This is a genomic window from Streptomyces sp. NPDC059255, assembly GCF_042752355.1.
GTDB lineage: Bacteria > Actinomycetota > Actinomycetes > Streptomycetales > Streptomycetaceae > Streptomyces.
The window spans coordinates 215,697-229,936 of the sequence record NZ_JBHYZP010000006.1; the positions used below are offsets into that span (position 1 = coordinate 215,697).

At 69.4% G+C, this 14,240-nt stretch carries 14 protein-coding genes and 1 pseudogene; 8 read left to right on the plus strand and 7 right to left on the minus strand.

The window, feature by feature from the left end:
* Positions 1-4: 4 nt before the first annotated feature.
* The 4 genes from ACFXKG_RS11415 to ACFXKG_RS11430 all read right to left on the minus strand — a co-directional run bounded on the left by ACFXKG_RS11415 (position 5) and on the right by ACFXKG_RS11430 (position 3,959).
* A complete protein-coding gene (locus tag ACFXKG_RS11415; protein WP_384835778.1) occupies positions 5-1,696 on the minus strand; it encodes an RNase A-like domain-containing protein in 1,692 nt (563 codons plus the stop codon).
* Positions 1,696-1,998 carry a WXG100 family type VII secretion target gene (locus tag ACFXKG_RS11420; protein WP_384835781.1) on the minus strand — a complete coding sequence of 101 codons (303 nt, stop codon included), beginning with the start codon at positions 1,996-1,998 and terminating at the stop codon, positions 1,696-1,698. Before ACFXKG_RS11420 ends, ACFXKG_RS11415 begins: the two co-directional genes overlap by 1 nt.
* Positions 1,999-2,049: 51 nt before the next feature.
* On the minus strand, positions 2,050-2,445 hold the full coding sequence (locus ACFXKG_RS11425) for a WXG100 family type VII secretion target (protein ID WP_384835784.1): 396 nt from the start codon (positions 2,443-2,445) through the stop codon (positions 2,050-2,052).
* A gap of 203 nt (positions 2,446-2,648) precedes the next feature.
* The gene (locus tag ACFXKG_RS11430; protein ID WP_384835949.1) at positions 2,649-3,959 is read right to left on the minus strand and encodes an SAM-dependent methyltransferase; all 1,311 of its coding nucleotides are present in this window, start codon (positions 3,957-3,959) and stop codon (positions 2,649-2,651) included.
* An 82-nt stretch (positions 3,960-4,041) separates the two neighbouring features.
* On the opposite strand from ACFXKG_RS11430, the gene ACFXKG_RS11435 reads away from it, so the two are divergent.
* From ACFXKG_RS11435 to groL, 4 genes are all read left to right on the plus strand, one after another.
* Positions 4,042-5,112: a polysaccharide deacetylase family protein gene (locus ACFXKG_RS11435; RefSeq protein ID WP_384835787.1), complete on the plus strand. Its 1,071-nt coding sequence runs from the start codon at positions 4,042-4,044 to the stop codon at positions 5,110-5,112.
* Complete coding sequence (locus ACFXKG_RS11440; protein WP_384835790.1) at positions 5,109-5,603, plus strand: hypothetical protein; 495 nt, start codon at positions 5,109-5,111, stop codon at positions 5,601-5,603. Before ACFXKG_RS11435 ends, ACFXKG_RS11440 begins: the two co-directional genes overlap by 4 nt.
* Before the next feature lie 253 nt (positions 5,604-5,856).
* Complete coding sequence (groES, locus tag ACFXKG_RS11445; protein ID WP_023539274.1) at positions 5,857-6,165, plus strand: co-chaperone GroES; 309 nt, start codon at positions 5,857-5,859, stop codon at positions 6,163-6,165.
* 102 nt (positions 6,166-6,267) lie between these two features.
* Positions 6,268-7,893 carry a chaperonin GroEL gene (groL, locus tag ACFXKG_RS11450; protein WP_384835793.1) on the plus strand — a complete coding sequence of 542 codons (1,626 nt, stop codon included), beginning with the start codon at positions 6,268-6,270 and terminating at the stop codon, positions 7,891-7,893.
* Between the two features lie 161 nt (positions 7,894-8,054).
* Here groL and ACFXKG_RS11455 read toward each other — a convergent pair whose 3' ends face one another.
* Together ACFXKG_RS11455 and ACFXKG_RS11460 are read right to left on the minus strand one after the other, a co-directional pair.
* The gene (locus tag ACFXKG_RS11455) at positions 8,055-8,828 is read right to left on the minus strand and encodes an SDR family oxidoreductase (RefSeq protein WP_365807149.1); all 774 of its coding nucleotides are present in this window, start codon (positions 8,826-8,828) and stop codon (positions 8,055-8,057) included.
* Positions 8,829-8,929: 101 nt separating this feature from the next.
* Positions 8,930-9,604 carry an MOSC domain-containing protein gene (locus ACFXKG_RS11460; RefSeq protein ID WP_384835796.1) on the minus strand — a complete coding sequence of 225 codons (675 nt, stop codon included), beginning with the start codon at positions 9,602-9,604 and terminating at the stop codon, positions 8,930-8,932.
* 121 nt (positions 9,605-9,725) lie between these two features.
* On the opposite strand from ACFXKG_RS11460, the pseudogene ACFXKG_RS11465 reads away from it, so the two are divergent.
* Positions 9,726-10,088 (plus strand): annotated as a pseudogene (locus tag ACFXKG_RS11465) (LysR substrate-binding domain-containing protein); the annotation flags it as partial.
* 108 nt (positions 10,089-10,196) lie between these two features.
* Here the strand turns inward: ACFXKG_RS11465 and ACFXKG_RS11470 are convergent.
* Positions 10,197-10,565, minus strand: a complete 369-nt coding sequence (locus ACFXKG_RS11470) for a WhiB family transcriptional regulator (protein WP_384835799.1) — start codon at positions 10,563-10,565, stop codon at positions 10,197-10,199.
* 424 nt (positions 10,566-10,989) lie between these two features.
* Here ACFXKG_RS11470 and ACFXKG_RS11475 point away from each other — a divergent pair, with 424 nt between their 5' ends.
* The 3 genes from ACFXKG_RS11475 to guaB all read left to right on the plus strand — a co-directional run bounded on the left by ACFXKG_RS11475 (position 10,990) and on the right by guaB (position 14,235).
* Positions 10,990-11,601, plus strand: a complete 612-nt coding sequence (locus tag ACFXKG_RS11475) for a response regulator transcription factor (RefSeq protein WP_003948568.1) — start codon at positions 10,990-10,992, stop codon at positions 11,599-11,601.
* Positions 11,602-11,895: 294 nt separating this feature from the next.
* On the plus strand, positions 11,896-12,471 hold the full coding sequence (locus ACFXKG_RS11480) for a sigma-70 family RNA polymerase sigma factor (RefSeq protein WP_329828701.1): 576 nt from the start codon (positions 11,896-11,898) through the stop codon (positions 12,469-12,471).
* Between the two features lie 261 nt (positions 12,472-12,732).
* Positions 12,733-14,235, plus strand: coding sequence for an IMP dehydrogenase (gene guaB / locus ACFXKG_RS11485; RefSeq protein WP_384835803.1), 1,503 nt, complete (start codon positions 12,733-12,735; stop codon positions 14,233-14,235).
* The last annotated feature ends 5 nt before the right edge of the window (positions 14,236-14,240 follow it).

Below are 14,240 nucleotides of genomic sequence, written 5' to 3' on the forward strand. Positions count from 1 at the left end.
GGTGTCAGGGGTGGGCCGGCATGGAAGTGTAGACGACGTACGGAGGGTCAATCCCGTTCTTGTATTTCAGTACCACCTTGACGCTGTGTGTATCGCTCGCCGACGACGAACCAGCAGGTATGGTCCGTCCGGTGGCGTAGTCGAACTCCACCGGGTCGAGGGTGAGTATCGAGTTGTCCCCGCGTGGTCTGGACAGCCAATTCTCGATCTTCTGCGGGTTGTTGACTCCCAGGTTCGGCTTGCCGGCATTTTCCGGCTTGCTGGGGTCTGGTCCTATCTCGTCCATCGAGTCCTGAGTCGCCTTCTGTGCGATCGCGAGATCGGGGAAGGTGGACGCGGCAGCGATGGTGGGTTGATCCCTGAGCCGGTTCAGCAGCTGACTGTCACTCTGTCCCACATGCTTGTCGAGGACGTGACTTCCGTGCACACCTTCCTGGTTCGCAAGGTCGACAGGGTAGAAGTGATTCTCCTTGTCCTCGCCTGGGACCGTATACTTCGGCTGCTGCTTGAACTCGTTGAGTGCTCTCGCCCCGAACCCCTGCGAACGGGCCACCTCCGCCTGGTACGTCGGAGCACTCTCGTACGCCTCGTCAAGCGCGGGAAGCAGTGCTTTAAGCCTTGACTCCAGCTCGCCCAGGCGGCCCTCGTATTTTGTCACGGCCGCGTTGATGGCGCCGGTGTCGATGTTCAAGGTGATGTTGAGGCCCAGGTTCTTCCCCATCTTGAGGAGACTCTTTCCCAGCTTTTTGAAGTCGTCGAGATCAAGTCCGTCCTTGATGTTCGGCAACGATTCGAAAGCGGCGTCCCGGAATACTTGGTGAACGTTCCTGCGCATCTCCTCCGCCGCTTCGGCGAACTCGCGCATTATTTTACTGACTTGCTGTGTGGTGTCGAACAGGACGGTCATGACGGGATGGCTGCTGCTGCCGCCCTGGCCCGTGGGTGTGTCGTGCTTCCACTCGTATCCTGCGGTCGACTTGCCCCATGCGGTGGTACCCCAGAGGGAACTGGTGAACTGCCGCATGGCTGCTTGCCACTCACCGTTGTTCGGATCGGTGATTCCGGACACCGCTCCTGTCAACGTGCTGTCGACCTGAGAAACCGCGAATCCGGGGCGCAGCCATGCCAGTGCCACCTTGTCGATCTCCAGATAGTCGGGAAGCGGCAGGATGTCGCCTGCCTTTCCCCACCGGTACACGTGATGTATCAGATCGCGCAGGATGTCCATGGCCCAGTCGGGAATTCCCTCCAGAATCCATGATATCAAGTTGCTGCTGTAGTCATCCATGTCGCCCCACCGGAGATCGCTCATCCGTTGGTAGACCGGTTCCTTGTCGATCACCTGTGGGATCGGGTAAAGGGTGGGTTGCTTCGACCCTGAGGGATGACTGGCGGCCTCCGCCGTGGTGTAGTTGTTGGCCGTCGTGGTGAATCCGACCGCAACGCCGCCGACGCTGACGATGCTTCTGGCCCACACGTCGAGGAAGCGATTCCCGACCTTTACGTAAGCGGCAGAGAGATTCTTTGCCGCCGTTCCGTATCCGCCGCAGTCCGGATACTTGATGAGCTCGAAAACAAAATCTCCGGCCGATTTGTTCAGCATGGACTGCTGGGCAGCCACGATCCCCGATACGCGGTTCAGATCCGATGGCTTGACGTCGAAACCACCGCTCTGTGCCGGCGGCGGGGTGGTCATCAGGCGGCGCCCCAGCCGCGGAGTACCGCGCGGTGCGCGGCGGCGTAATTGGTGTGGCCCGTGGTGACGACCTCATGGAGCCATGCCTGCGCCGCCTGGAGGTCCTGCATCGAGTGGTCCCACTTGTCGAGTTCGTCGACGAAGACGTCGCGCGCTTCCCCTTCCCAGGTCAGGACCACCTTTTCGGTGCGGTCGTAGAGCGTCTCCAGACGCTCGTTGAGCTGCTTGAGAATGTCCTCCAGCTCACCGGCGAGGTCGTGCAGGGTGGTGAAACTGACCCTGATGCTGTCATCGTCCGACATGTGCTGTTCCCCCAGTGCAGGTGTCGAAGCGAGCGGGTGGCCGACCGTGGCTCAGAGGGAGTCCAGACGGCTCCGGGGCGGCGGGGCCTGGGGCGGTGGATCCGACGACAAGTCCTGTGCCTCGCGCGCCACATCGACCGCGGACTCGACGCTCCGCATCTGCCGCAGTACTTCCAGCTCCTGCTCGGTGAAGCCGTCCCGGCTGAGCAGCGTCGCGCGTTCCAGGACGGTGAGGATTTCCCGTATCCGTACAGCGTCCTCGGCCGCGCCCCTGTGCAGTGCGCGATAGCCCTTGGCGGCCGGGCCCTGCCAGCCGGCCTCGATCCGGTCGACGATCGCGTCCATCCGCCGTACCTGCTGGTTGAGGTGGCGCCGCATCTCACCGAGATCGCCGGAGAGGCGCGTCAGATCGTCGCTCGACACATCGAGGTTAGGCCGGTCCGCCATTTCTGCCCCGTCTCGCTGCTGTCCGGTGATCCCTCGATGAGCGAAACATCGTAGCAACGGTGTCTGTGGTACGGGCTCTGCTGTAACGGGAGTTACATCGGCTCGCGGCCGGCCGGCGTGCTGTCGCCCCTCCGTCACCCGGCGATGTCGAGGGCGGTTCCGTCGGTCGTCATGCCGCGTGGCAACTGCCCGTGGCGCCGGGGCTATTCCGCCGGGACCCCGGGGGCGCCGGCCGGGTGGCCCAGGAGCATGGTCGGGGCGCCTGCCACGCGGGTCAGGAAGACCGTGGCCGTGTGCGGGCCCTTGAGCTTGAGGCGGCGGCGCAGCTCCTCCGGTTCCACCGCCGAGCCGCGCTTCTTCACGGTCAGGACGCCCACCTCGCGGGCGCGCAGCAGGGCCTTCAGCTTCTTGAGGTTGAAGGGGAGTTCGTCGGTGATCTCGTAGGCAGTGGCGTACGGGGTGGGGCGCGGCTCGTCGGCGGTGACGTACGCGATCGTCTCGTCGATCAGCCCCCCGTTCAGCTCCTCGGCGACCTCCGCGACGAGATGGGCCCGGATGACGGCGCCGTCCGGCTCGTACAGGAAGCGGCCGACCGGGCGGACGGGCGGGTCGGGCAGGCCGCGTCCCGCGAGGGTGATGGGGGCGGTGGGGGAGCCGGTGGTCGTGCGGGGGGAGAGGAGGGTGGCGCGGCGGAGGCCAGGTGTGACGGGGGCGACGGGTGCGGAGGGGGTGGGAGGTTGCGGTGTTCGCTGCCCGGCGTGCCAGAGCACCGCCTCCTTGACGTCGCCGCCGTCCGAGATCCACTCCGCCTCGAAGTCGTCCGGGACCAGCTCGTGCGGAATGCCCGGCGCGATCTTGATCGCGCCCGCGCCCACCCGCCGTACCGCCTCCACCGCCCAGGAAAGCGGCGGCGAGTACGCCTCCGGATCGAAGATCCTGCCCCGGCCGCCGCGCCGCGCCGGGTCGATGAAGAGGGTGCCGGCGCCGGTCAGGTCGTACTCCAGGACGTCCGCGCGCGTCACGGTCACGGGCGGGGCGCCGGGGGCCAGGGTGCGTACGTTCGTACGGGCCATCTCGCAGGTCAGCGGGTCGAGATCGACGGCGGAGACGGCGAAGCCCGCCCGCGCCAGTTCGATCGCGTCGCCGCCGATGCCGCAGCAGAGGTCGGTGACCCGGGGCGCGTCCCCGCCCGTCGTCGCCGCGAGGGTGCGGAACCTGGCCGCCCGGTAGGCGGCGACGGAGCCGCGCGTGGCCTGTTCGACGCCGTTCGGCGTGAAGTACATGCGGTACGCGTCCGTCGCGCCGAACTTCGCCACCGCGCGCTGGCGCAGCCGCGCCTGGGCCAGCGCCGCGGAGACCAGCTCGGCGGGGTGGTCGCGGCGCAGCCGGGTCGCGAGCGCGAGTTCGCCGGCCGGGTCGTGGTCGCGCAGCTCGGCGAGGAGGGCCTGGCCCTCGGCGGAGAGCAGCGGCGCGAGAGAAGGGGAGGCGGGGGCGCGGTCGGTCACCCGGTCCATTGTGGGCCAGGCGGGGGATGGTGCGCGCCGGGCGGCGGTGTCGGCCGGGCGGAGCCGCCGGGCGCTGACAGGATGCGGCGCCATGCAGCTAGTAAGACAAAAAGAACAAAAGGAAGTGGTAGGGGTACGGGTCACCTCGGAGGCGCCCCGGAACCTCCGGGCGTCCCGGCGGCGCGGCAAGCGGTGCGTGGCCGCCCTGGCGACGCTGCTCGTCGCCGCGATCGGCTCGGGCTGCGCCTCCGGGACCGGTGACCCGGGGCACTCCGCCTCCGCCGGGCAGGGCCGGCCCGGCGAACAGGGCGAACACGGTGAACATCGCGAACACGGCGAGCACGGCGAGCACGGCCAGGTGGCCTCCGGCGCGCCCGGCGGGCAGCAGGAGGGCGGCGCGGGGACGCTCTCGTACGCCGAGCAGACGCGCCGTACACAGGCCGCGCGCGCCGTCGCGGCGAAGAAGTGGGGACTCGCCAGTACGCCCCTGGCCGCGCCCCCCGCGCCCGCCGTCAAGCCGGAGATCACCAACCGCAAGGGCTTCGAGATCGAGGACGAGGCGGAGGGCGAGAACCTGCCGCCCGTCTTCACCACCGTCCCGGTCAAGGACCGGGTCGTCTTCCTGACGATGGACGACGGTTCGGAGAAGGACCCCGAGCTGCTGCGGATGATGACCGAGCTGAAGATCCCGTACACCGCCTTCCTCAGCGACTACGTCATCAACGACAACTACGGCTACTTCAAGCAGATGCAGGACCGCGGGGTCACCATCCAGAACCACACGCTCAACCACCCCTACCTGCCCGGGCTCTCCTACGAGGAGCAGCGCACGGAGATCTGCGACCAGCAGGACAGGCTGGGCAAGCGGTACGGGAAGCGCCCCACGCTCTTCCGGCCGCCGTACGGCAACTACAACCACGACACGCTGCGCGCCGCCAAGACCTGCGGGGTGCGGGCCGTGCCGCTCTGGACGGCCGAGGCGTACCCCGACCACATGGAGTGGCGCGAATGGGACCGGGACCTGCACCCCGGCGACATCGTCCTCACGCACTTCCGCGGCCGCGAGGACTGGAAGGGCACGATGCCCGACATGATCCGGCACGCGATGAAGGTGATCACGGACAAGGGATACGCCGTGGCCAGGCTGGAAGACTACGTATGAGACCCGGGCACCGGCTGCTGGCCGGAGTGCTGGCGGCCGGTGCCCTCCTCACCGTCGGCTGCGCGCAGTCGGTGGACCCCATCGAACGGCTCGGGCGCAAGGCGGCGCAGCGGGTCGGCCCGCGGGCGTGGCAGGCCCCGCCGATCGCGGGAGTCTCACGGGGACCCGGTGTCGCCGGTGTCCCCGGTGTCGCCGGTGTCCCCGGAATCGCCGGTGTCCCCGGAATCTCCGGTGTCCCCGGTATTCCGCGCGTGGCGGTTCCGGAGCCCGTCTCGCGTGCCGTCGTCGTACGCCGGAGCTGCGGGCGGTCCGCGCCGCCGGGGCGGGCGGGGAAGCGGTGGACGGGGAAGCGGACCGCGAAGTGCCGGGGGCCGGCCCGCCCGGCCCGTGGGGCGGCCGGTGGCGTACCCGGCACGCCGTCCCGCGCACCCGACACGCCGCCTGACGCACCCGGCGCGCGCAGGGCGCCCGACACGCCCGACACGCGCTGACCGCGCCCGAACTCGCGTCCGGAACCATGCCCTCTCCGCTTGCGTTTCCCCCTCGGGGGCTCACGCCGCGACCGTCCGTATTGGCACTCCGCTTGACCGAGTGCTAATCGCGGTCATAGTCTCAGGCCTGGCACTCCCCACTGGAGAGTGCCAAAGCGCGACTGACGGATCCGGCACCCGCGACGACGGGTCCATCTGGTCGCCACCCTCAGACAGTTAACCCCGTGAGATCTCCGAAGGGGGAGGTCGGATCGTGACGACCGCCAGCACCAAGGTTGCCATCAAGCCGCTCGAGGACCGCATTGTGGTCCAGCCGCTCGACGCCGAGCAGACCACGGCCTCTGGCCTGGTTATCCCGGACACCGCCAAGGAGAAGCCCCAGGAGGGCGTCGTCCTGGCTGTGGGCCCGGGCCGTTTCGAGAACGGCGAGCGGCTCCCGCTCGACGTTTCCGTCGGCGATGTCGTTCTGTACAGCAAGTACGGCGGCACCGAGGTGAAGTACAGCGGCGAGGAGTACCTCGTCCTCTCGGCTCGCGACGTGCTCGCGATCATCGAGAAGTAACTCACCGAAGATTTACTTTTGCTTTTGAGCTGCGCCCCTGGCCCCCCTGCGAATGCCGGGTGGACAGGGGCGCAGCTCATTTGAGAGGACAGAGAAGCTCCCATGGCGAAGATCCTGAAGTTCGACGAGGACGCCCGTCGCGCCCTCGAGCGCGGCGTCAACAAGCTTGCCGACACGGTGAAGGTGACGATCGGCCCCAAGGGCCGCAACGTCGTCATCGACAAGAAGTTCGGCGCCCCCACCATCACCAACGACGGCGTCACGATCGCCCGCGAGGTCGAGCTCGACGACCCGTACGAGAACCTCGGCGCCCAGCTCGTGAAGGAGGTGGCGACCAAGACCAACGACATCGCGGGTGACGGCACCACCACCGCCACCGTGCTGGCGCAGGCGCTGGTCCGCGAGGGTCTGCGCAACGTCGCCGCGGGTGCTTCCCCGGCCTCCCTGAAGAAGGGCATCGACGCCGCGGTCAAGGCCGTCTCCGACGAGCTGCTCGCGACCGCCCGCCCGATCGACGACAAGTCCGACATCGCCGCCGTCGCCGCGCTCTCCGCGCAGGACGAGCAGGTCGGCGAGCTCATCGCCGAGGCGATGGACAAGGTCGGCAAGGACGGTGTCATCACCGTCGAGGAGTCCAACACCTTCGGTCTGGAGCTGGACTTCACCGAGGGCATGGCCTTCGACAAGGGCTACCTGTCCCCGTACATGGTGACCGACCAGGAGCGTATGGAGGCCGTCCTCGACGACCCGTACATCCTGATCCACCAGGGCAAGATCGGTTCGATCCAGGACCTGCTCCCGCTGCTGGAGAAGGTCATCCAGGGCGGCAGCTCCAAGCCGCTGCTGATCATCGCCGAGGATGTCGAGGGCGAGGCGCTCTCCACTCTCGTCGTCAACAAGATCCGCGGCACGTTCAACGCCGTCGCGGTCAAGGCCCCCGGCTTCGGTGACCGCCGCAAGGCCATGCTCGGCGACATCGCCACCCTCACCGGTGCGACCGTCATCGCCGAGGAGGTCGGCCTCAAGCTCGACCAGGCCGGTCTGGACGTGCTGGGCTCCGCCCGCCGCGTCACCGTCACCAAGGACGACACGACCATCGTCGACGGTGCGGGTGCCGCCGACGAGATCACCGGCCGCGTCAACCAGATCAAGGCCGAGATCGAGTCCACGGACTCCGACTGGGACCGCGAGAAGCTCCAGGAGCGCCTCGCGAAGCTGGCCGGCGGCGTGTGCGTGATCCGCGTCGGCGCCGCCACCGAGGTGGAGCTGAAGGAGAAGAAGCACCGCCTGGAGGACGCCATCTCCGCGACCCGCGCCGCGGTCGAGGAGGGCATCGTCTCCGGTGGTGGCTCCGCTCTGGTGCACGCCGCCAAGGTGCTGGAGGGCAACCTCGGCAAGGAGGGCGACGAGGCCACCGGTGTCGCGGTCGTCCGCCGCGCCGTCGTCGAGCCGCTGCGCTGGATCGCCGAGAACGCCGGCCTTGAGGGCTACGTCATCACCTCGAAGGTGGCGGACCTGGACAAGGGCCACGGCTTCAACGCCTCCACCGGCGAGTACGTCGACCTGGTGAAGGCCGGCGTCATCGACCCGGTCAAGGTCACGCGCTCCGCCCTGGAGAACGCCGCGTCCATCGCCGCGCTGCTGCTCACGACCGAGACCCTGGTCGTCGAGAAGCCGGCCGAGGACGAGGCCGACGCGGGCCACGGCGGCCACGGCCACAGCCACTGACGTCCTCTGCGGCTTGACCGCCGCCGCTTTCGCGGAGGCGGTCGCCCGTCGCGGGGATTCCCCGGGCGCGGGCCGTGGTGAGAACGGACCTGAGGTGACAAGCAGCCGGGCCCGGTACCCCCTGGAGGGGCGCCGGGCCCGGCTGTCGCCGTGGTGCCATGTCACTGCGGGCCGTACTTGCGCCCCGCCTTCGAGGTGATCCCGCCGAGCAGCCCGCGCGGGGCCAGTTTCGCCGCGCCCATCAGCGCCTTGTACCGCGGATCCGGTACGGACACGGTCTTCCCGCGCGCCAGGTCCGCCAGCGCGGCCGCCACCAGCTTGTCCGCGTCCAGCCACATCCACCCCGGGATGTTGTCCGTGCCCATCCCGGCCCGGTCATGGAACTCGGTCCGCGTGAAACCGGGGCACAGCGCCATCAGCCGCACCCCCGTGCCGGCCAGATCCCGCGCCGCGCCCTGGGTGAACTGCACGACCCACGCCTTCGAGGCGCCGTACGTCCCCCGCGGCAGGAACGCGGCGACCGACGCCACATTGACGACCCCGCCCCGCCCGCGCGTCCGCATCCCCGAGACACCGGCCGACGTCAGCCGCAGCACCGCCTCGCAGTGCACCTTCAGCATCGTCAGCTCGTCCTCCATCGACACGTCGAGGAAACGGCCCTTGCTGCCGAAGCCCGCGTTGTTGACCAGCAGGTCCACCGCGTGAATGCGGTCCGAGAGCCGCTTCTCCACCGCCTCGATCCCGGCGTCCGTGGACAGGTCGGCGGTGAGCACCTCGGCCTCGATGCCGTGCAGATCGTGCAGTTCCGTCGCCTGGTCCCGCAGGCGCTCGGTGTCGCGGGCCACGAGCACGAGATTGTGCCCGTCCGCCGCCAGCCGCCGCGCGAAGGCGGCGCCGATGCCCGCCGTCGAGCCCGTAATCAGAGCAGTCGTCATACGCGCACGGTAATGCCTGTGCCAGGGCGGCCCGGGCCCCGGCGGGGCATGGGGCCTCTCGTCCGGGTCATGCCGGGCCCGCCCGAGCCGGACGGCAGGGCCTACACGAGACCGCCGTGCTTCGCCACATACGCCCGCGCGGCCCGCAACTCCTCCCCGTGCAGCGCCTCCCCGGCGGCGAGGACGCGCGGCAGCAGCTCCCGCTCCGTCGTACTCGCCCGGAACGCCAGGGCCACCGTCACCTCGTGGTCCGGCCGGTGGACCACCTCGATCGGGTCACCCGCGCGGATCTCCCCCGGAGTGATGACCCGCAGATACGCGCCCGTCACCGCCTGCCGCGTGAAGCGCCTGACCCAGCCCGCCTCGCCCAGCCACGCCTGGAACGTACGGCACGGGATCCGCCCGCTCGTCGCCTCCAGCACCACCTCGGAACCGATCCGCCAGCGCTCCCCGATCAGCGCCTCCGTCATGTCGAGGCCCGACGTCGTGAGATTCTCACCGAAACTGCCGTTGGGGAGCGTCCGCCCCAACTCCCGCTCCCAGTGGTCGAGATCCTCCCGCGCGAACGCGTACACCGCCTGGTCGCTGCCGCCGTGATGGCGCAGGTCGCAGACCGCGTCACCGGAGAGCCCGCTCGCCCCCTCGCCCTTGGGGCCCGGGTCGGCCACCCGGACGGGCCCCTCCGCCGGGCGCTTGTCGATACCCGTGAAACCGCCGGGCGCATCCGTGTACTCCACGGACTTCGGCCGTCCCACATTCACGGTCAGAAGCTTCATGGCGCCACGCTAGTCACCCCGGCTCAAGTGATCCACTCATCATGGGGCGGTATCAGTGCCGGGCTCACCGCCGCGGAGGAGGAGACGGCCGCCATCGCCGGGCTGCGCGCGGGCCGGGTAGGGGGCACGGCTCGCGGAGGCCGGCCGGGCCGCGCTCGGCGAACTCGCGGGGGAAGCGTGGATCGCGGGGTGCCCGCGCTGTCGTAGCCAACTCGTCGACGCGTGCGGGGCGGCGGGGTTCACGCCCAGGATCGACTTCGCGACCGACGACTATCCGGCCGTGATCGGGCTGGTCGCCGCGGGGCTCGGGGCGGCGATGCCGCCGGGGCCGGCGATGCGGTCGGTCCGTACGGACGGGGTGCGGGCGCCGACGGTCGAGCCGCCCGTGGAACGGGAGGTCGTCGCGCTCACGCTGCCGGACCTGGCACGGGTCCCGGCGGTCGCGGCCACGCTCGAACAGCTCACGCGCGCGGCGGCACACTGACGCGCACGGTGCGCCGTGAGCCTTCTTGAGGCGCGCGCCTCGTAGCACTGCCCCGCACGGGTACGAGAGGCGTGCAGGAACGTTTCTTCCTTTGGGTGGAGGCTGCGTTCAATCACCCTGCTGATGGCTTCCCGGCCCGGCCCCTCCGGCCTGCCCCGGCCCGGAGCCCGACGGGGCGGAGTGTGCCGTGATCAGCCGGGTGCGGGCCCGTCCCATCAGCTCTTCCCGCTCGTCCTCCGTCAGCCCGCCCCACACTCCGTACGGCTCCCGTACCGCCAGCGCGTGGGCCGCGCACTCCGCGCGGACCGGGCACCGCATGCACACCTCTTTCGCCGAGTTCTCACGCGCGCTTCGTGCCGCGCCCCGTTCCCCCTCCGGGTGGAAGAAGAGCGAACTGTCCACACCGCGGCAGGCGGCGAGCAGCTGCCAGTCCCACAGATCTGCGTTCGGTCCGGGAAGGCGGGAGAAATCTGCCATTGCTCATGTCCCCTTGAAACCGTGCTGAGGCGGATACGCGCCGCTTGGACGCCGGGTACGAGCCCGGCGCGTGCCCGCTCCGGTGCTCCCGACCGTACATCTACTATGTAAGTAGATGTAAATATGACTCATTGCGAATCTAGCTACAGACACCAGCAAAAGGGAAGAAAAGCCGCTAAATGGGGCATGGCTCCGATTGGGTACCGAAAGACTTCCGTCGCTCTCCTCCGTGTGCGTCTCCTCACGGGGAGTGCCGAACCGGGTCGTCAGACCCGTAACTCTTTCGAGTGACCGTCGTTGAGTGTGCGAGGCGGTTGAGAGAATGAGCGATCGGGCACATGTCCGAGAGCGTCAATCGCACAGGTGACGACATGTACCCAGCCTGGAGGCTCAAGGTGACGCGCACTAGCTGCGGAGGACGGTCATGACATCCGTCCTCGTCTGCGACGACTCCCCGCTTGCCCGAGAGGCGCTCCGCCGCGCGGTCGCGACCGTGCCCGGTGTCGAGCGCGTGACGACCGCGGCCAACGGCGAGGAAGTCCTCCGCCGCTGGGGTGCCGATCGGTCGGATCTCATTCTGATGGACGTACGGATGCCCGGTCTCGGCGGGGTCGAGACCGTCCGCCGGCTGCTCTCGGCCGATCCGGGCGCCCGGATCATCATGCTCACGGTCGCGGAGGATCTGGACGGGGTCGCGCTCGCGGTCGCCGCCGGGGCCCGCGGCTATCTGCACAAGGACGCCTCGCGCGCCGAGTTGCGCGCGACGGTCACACAGGCGCTCGCCGACCCGACCTGGCGGCTCGCCCCGCGCCGGCTCCGGTCCGCCGAGATGGGCGCCGCGCCGACGCTCACGGCGCGCGAGATCCAGGTGCTCGAAGGCATGAGCCACGGCCGTTCCAACGCCGAGATCGGCCGTGAGCTGTTCCTTTCGGAGGACACGGTCAAGACGCACGCCCGGCGGCTCTTCAAGAAGCTGGGTGCCTCCGACCGCGCGCACGCGGTGGCGCTCGGCTTCCGCTGGGGCCTGGTCCGCTGACGTACGTACGGCCTTGACCCCTCGCCCGCCGGCGTTCTCCGACGGCGGGCGAGGGTGTGTTCGCGGTGCCGCGTACGGTGCTTTCCGGGCGAAGGGTGAGACAACGTACGCCCGTACACACCCGTTTCCCGCGCTATGCCGCATCCTTGAGATGTGGACTTCCACGGGGACGAGTCGGACGAGCGCGAGGGGAGAGCGCAGGAGATGAGTTCTGCCGCACCCGCTCATAACGCTTCGGTGCACAACTACGGACGCAGTGCCACCGATCAGCAGCCGCCAAGGCACCATGGACCGATGCGCGAAGACGAGCCCACGGTGATTGGTGCGCTCGTTCACCGCGCCGTCGACGGCGACGAACGGGCGACCCACGATCTGCTCGCCCGCGTGCACCCGCTCGCGCTGCGTTACTGCCGTACGAGACTCAACCGGCTGCCGGGTGACGCGCGCCACTTCGTCGAGGACCTCGCGCAGGAGGTCTGCGTCGCCGTGCTGATGGCGCTGCCTCGCTACCGCGACACCGGACGGCCCTTCGAGGCGTTCGTCTTCGCCATCGCCGGACACAAGGTCGCCGACCTCCAGCGGGCCGCCATGCGCCACCCGGGATCCACGGCCGTACCGTCCGACGAGATGCCCGAGCGCCCCGACGACTCGCTGGGCCCCGAGGAGCGCGCGCTGCTCAGCAGCGATGCCGAATGGGCCAAGAAACTGCTGGCCAACCTGCCGGAGAACCAGCGCGAGCTGCTGGTGCTGCGGGTCGCCGTGGGGCTCACCGCGGAGGAGACCGGGCAGATGCTGGGCATGTCCCCGGGAGCGGTACGGGTCGCCCAGCACCGCGCGCTGAGCAGACTGCGGGCCCTCGCCGAGCAGTGAGACGGAGCCTCCCCGGGCGGGTCGGAGCCTCCCCCGGACGGTGCGCGCGGTGACAAGGCGTGGCGGGCGGGGGTACGGGGAGTACCCGGCCCGGACACGGGGAGTGCCGGGGGCGGGTACGGGGAGTGCCCGGGGCGTACGGGGCCGTTTGCCGTACGAACGTACAAAGCCGGATCGGTGATCTCAAGCGTGGAATGAGAGGCCCGCAGAGGCCGTTAGCATGGACATCCGCACCGATCAAGGCCATTTGGGGAAGGTGTCATGACTGCAAACGTCGACGGAGTGCCCGAGAAGTTCGCGACGCTCGGGCTGACATACGACGACGTGCTGCTGCTGCCGGGCGCCTCGGAAGTGCTGCCGAACCAGGTGGACACCGCGTCTCTGGTCTCGCGGAACGTCAAGGTGAACATCCCGCTGCTCTCCGCCGCGATGGACAAGGTCACCGAGTCCCGCATGGCGATCGCCATGGCCCGTCAGGGCGGCGTCGGTGTGCTGCACCGCAATCTCTCCATCGCGGACCAGGCCAACCAGGTCGACCTGGTGAAGCGCTCCGAGTCCGGCATGGTGACCGACCCGATCACGGTCCACCCGGACGCGACGCTCGCCGAGGCGGACCAGCTCTGCGCGAAGTTCCGGATCAGCGGCGTCCCGGTCACCGACCGCGCGGGCAAGCTGCTCGGCATCGTCACCAACCGTGACATGGCCTTCGAGGCGGACCGTACGCGCCAGGTGCGCGAGGTCATGACCCCCATGCCGCTGGTCACCGGCAAGGTCGGCATCTCCGGCGTGGACGCCATGCAACTGCTGCGCCGCCACAAGATCGAGAAGCTGCCGCTGGTCGACGACGCGGGCATCCTCAAGGGTCTGATCACGGTCAAGGACTTCGTCAAGGCCGAGAAGTACCCGCACGCGGCCAAGGACGCCGAGGGCCGGCTGCTCGTCGGCGCGGCCGTCGGCGCCAGCCCGGAGGCGCTGGAGCGCGCCCAGGCACTGGTCGCGGCGGGCGTCGACTTCCTCGTCGTGGACACCTCGCACGGCCACAACAGCAACGCGCTGAGCTGGATGTCCAAGATCAAGTCGAGTGTCGGCATCGACATCATCGGCGGCAACGTCGCCACCCGGGACGGCGCCCAGGCGCTGATCGACGCGGGCGTGGACGGCGTCAAGGTGGGCGTGGGCCCCGGCTCGATCTGTACGACCCGTGTCGTCGCCGGCATCGGCGTCCCGCAGGTCACGGCGATCTACGAGGCGGCCGTGGCGTGCCAGGCGGCCGGGATCCCGGTCATCGGCGACGGTGGCCTCCAGTACTCCGGCGACATCGGCAAGGCGCTCGCCGCCGGGGCGAGCACGGTCATGCTCGGCAGCCTGCTCGCCGGGTGCGAGGAGTCGCCGGGCGAGCTCCAGTTCATCAACGGCAAGCAGTTCAAGTCGTACCGCGGCATGGGTTCGCTCGGCGCGATGCAGTCGCGCGGCCAGGGCCGCTCCTTCTCGAAGGACCGCTACTTCCAGGCCGAGGTCGGCTCCGACGACAAGCTCGTCCCCGAGGGCATCGAGGGCCAGGTCCCGTACCGCGGCCCGCTCGCCGCCGTACTGCACCAGCTGGTCGGCGGACTGCGCCAGACCATGGGGTACGTGGGTGCGGCGTCCATCGACGAGATGGAGCGCAAGGGCCGCTTCGTACGGATCACGTCGGCGGGGCTCAAGGAGAGCCACCCGCACGACATCCAGATGACGGTCGAGGCGCCGAACTACACGGGCCGCTGAGACCG

Coding starts and splice junctions, on each gene's coding strand:
- ACFXKG_RS11415 (WP_384835778.1), bottom strand. CDS start 1,696: ATGACCACCCCGCCGCCGGCACAGAGCGGTGGTTTCGACGTCAAGCCA.
- ACFXKG_RS11420 (WP_384835781.1), bottom strand. CDS start 1,998: ATGTCGGACGATGACAGCATCAGGGTCAGTTTCACCACCCTGCACGAC.
- ACFXKG_RS11425 (WP_384835784.1), bottom strand. CDS start 2,445: ATGGCGGACCGGCCTAACCTCGATGTGTCGAGCGACGATCTGACGCGC.
- ACFXKG_RS11430 (WP_384835949.1), bottom strand. CDS start 3,959: ATGGACCGGGTGACCGACCGCGCCCCCGCCTCCCCTTCTCTCGCGCCG.
- ACFXKG_RS11435 (WP_384835787.1), top strand. CDS start 4,042: ATGCAGCTAGTAAGACAAAAAGAACAAAAGGAAGTGGTAGGGGTACGG.
- ACFXKG_RS11440 (WP_384835790.1), top strand. CDS start 5,109: ATGAGACCCGGGCACCGGCTGCTGGCCGGAGTGCTGGCGGCCGGTGCC.
- groL (WP_384835793.1), top strand. CDS start 6,268: ATGGCGAAGATCCTGAAGTTCGACGAGGACGCCCGTCGCGCCCTCGAG.
- ACFXKG_RS11455 (WP_365807149.1), bottom strand. CDS start 8,828: ATGACGACTGCTCTGATTACGGGCTCGACGGCGGGCATCGGCGCCGCC.
- ACFXKG_RS11460 (WP_384835796.1), bottom strand. CDS start 9,604: ATGAAGCTTCTGACCGTGAATGTGGGACGGCCGAAGTCCGTGGAGTAC.
- ACFXKG_RS11470 (WP_384835799.1), bottom strand. CDS start 10,565: ATGGCAGATTTCTCCCGCCTTCCCGGACCGAACGCAGATCTGTGGGAC.
- ACFXKG_RS11475 (WP_003948568.1), top strand. CDS start 10,990: ATGACATCCGTCCTCGTCTGCGACGACTCCCCGCTTGCCCGAGAGGCG.
- ACFXKG_RS11480 (WP_329828701.1), top strand. CDS start 11,896: ATGCGCGAAGACGAGCCCACGGTGATTGGTGCGCTCGTTCACCGCGCC.
- guaB (WP_384835803.1), top strand. CDS start 12,733: ATGACTGCAAACGTCGACGGAGTGCCCGAGAAGTTCGCGACGCTCGGG.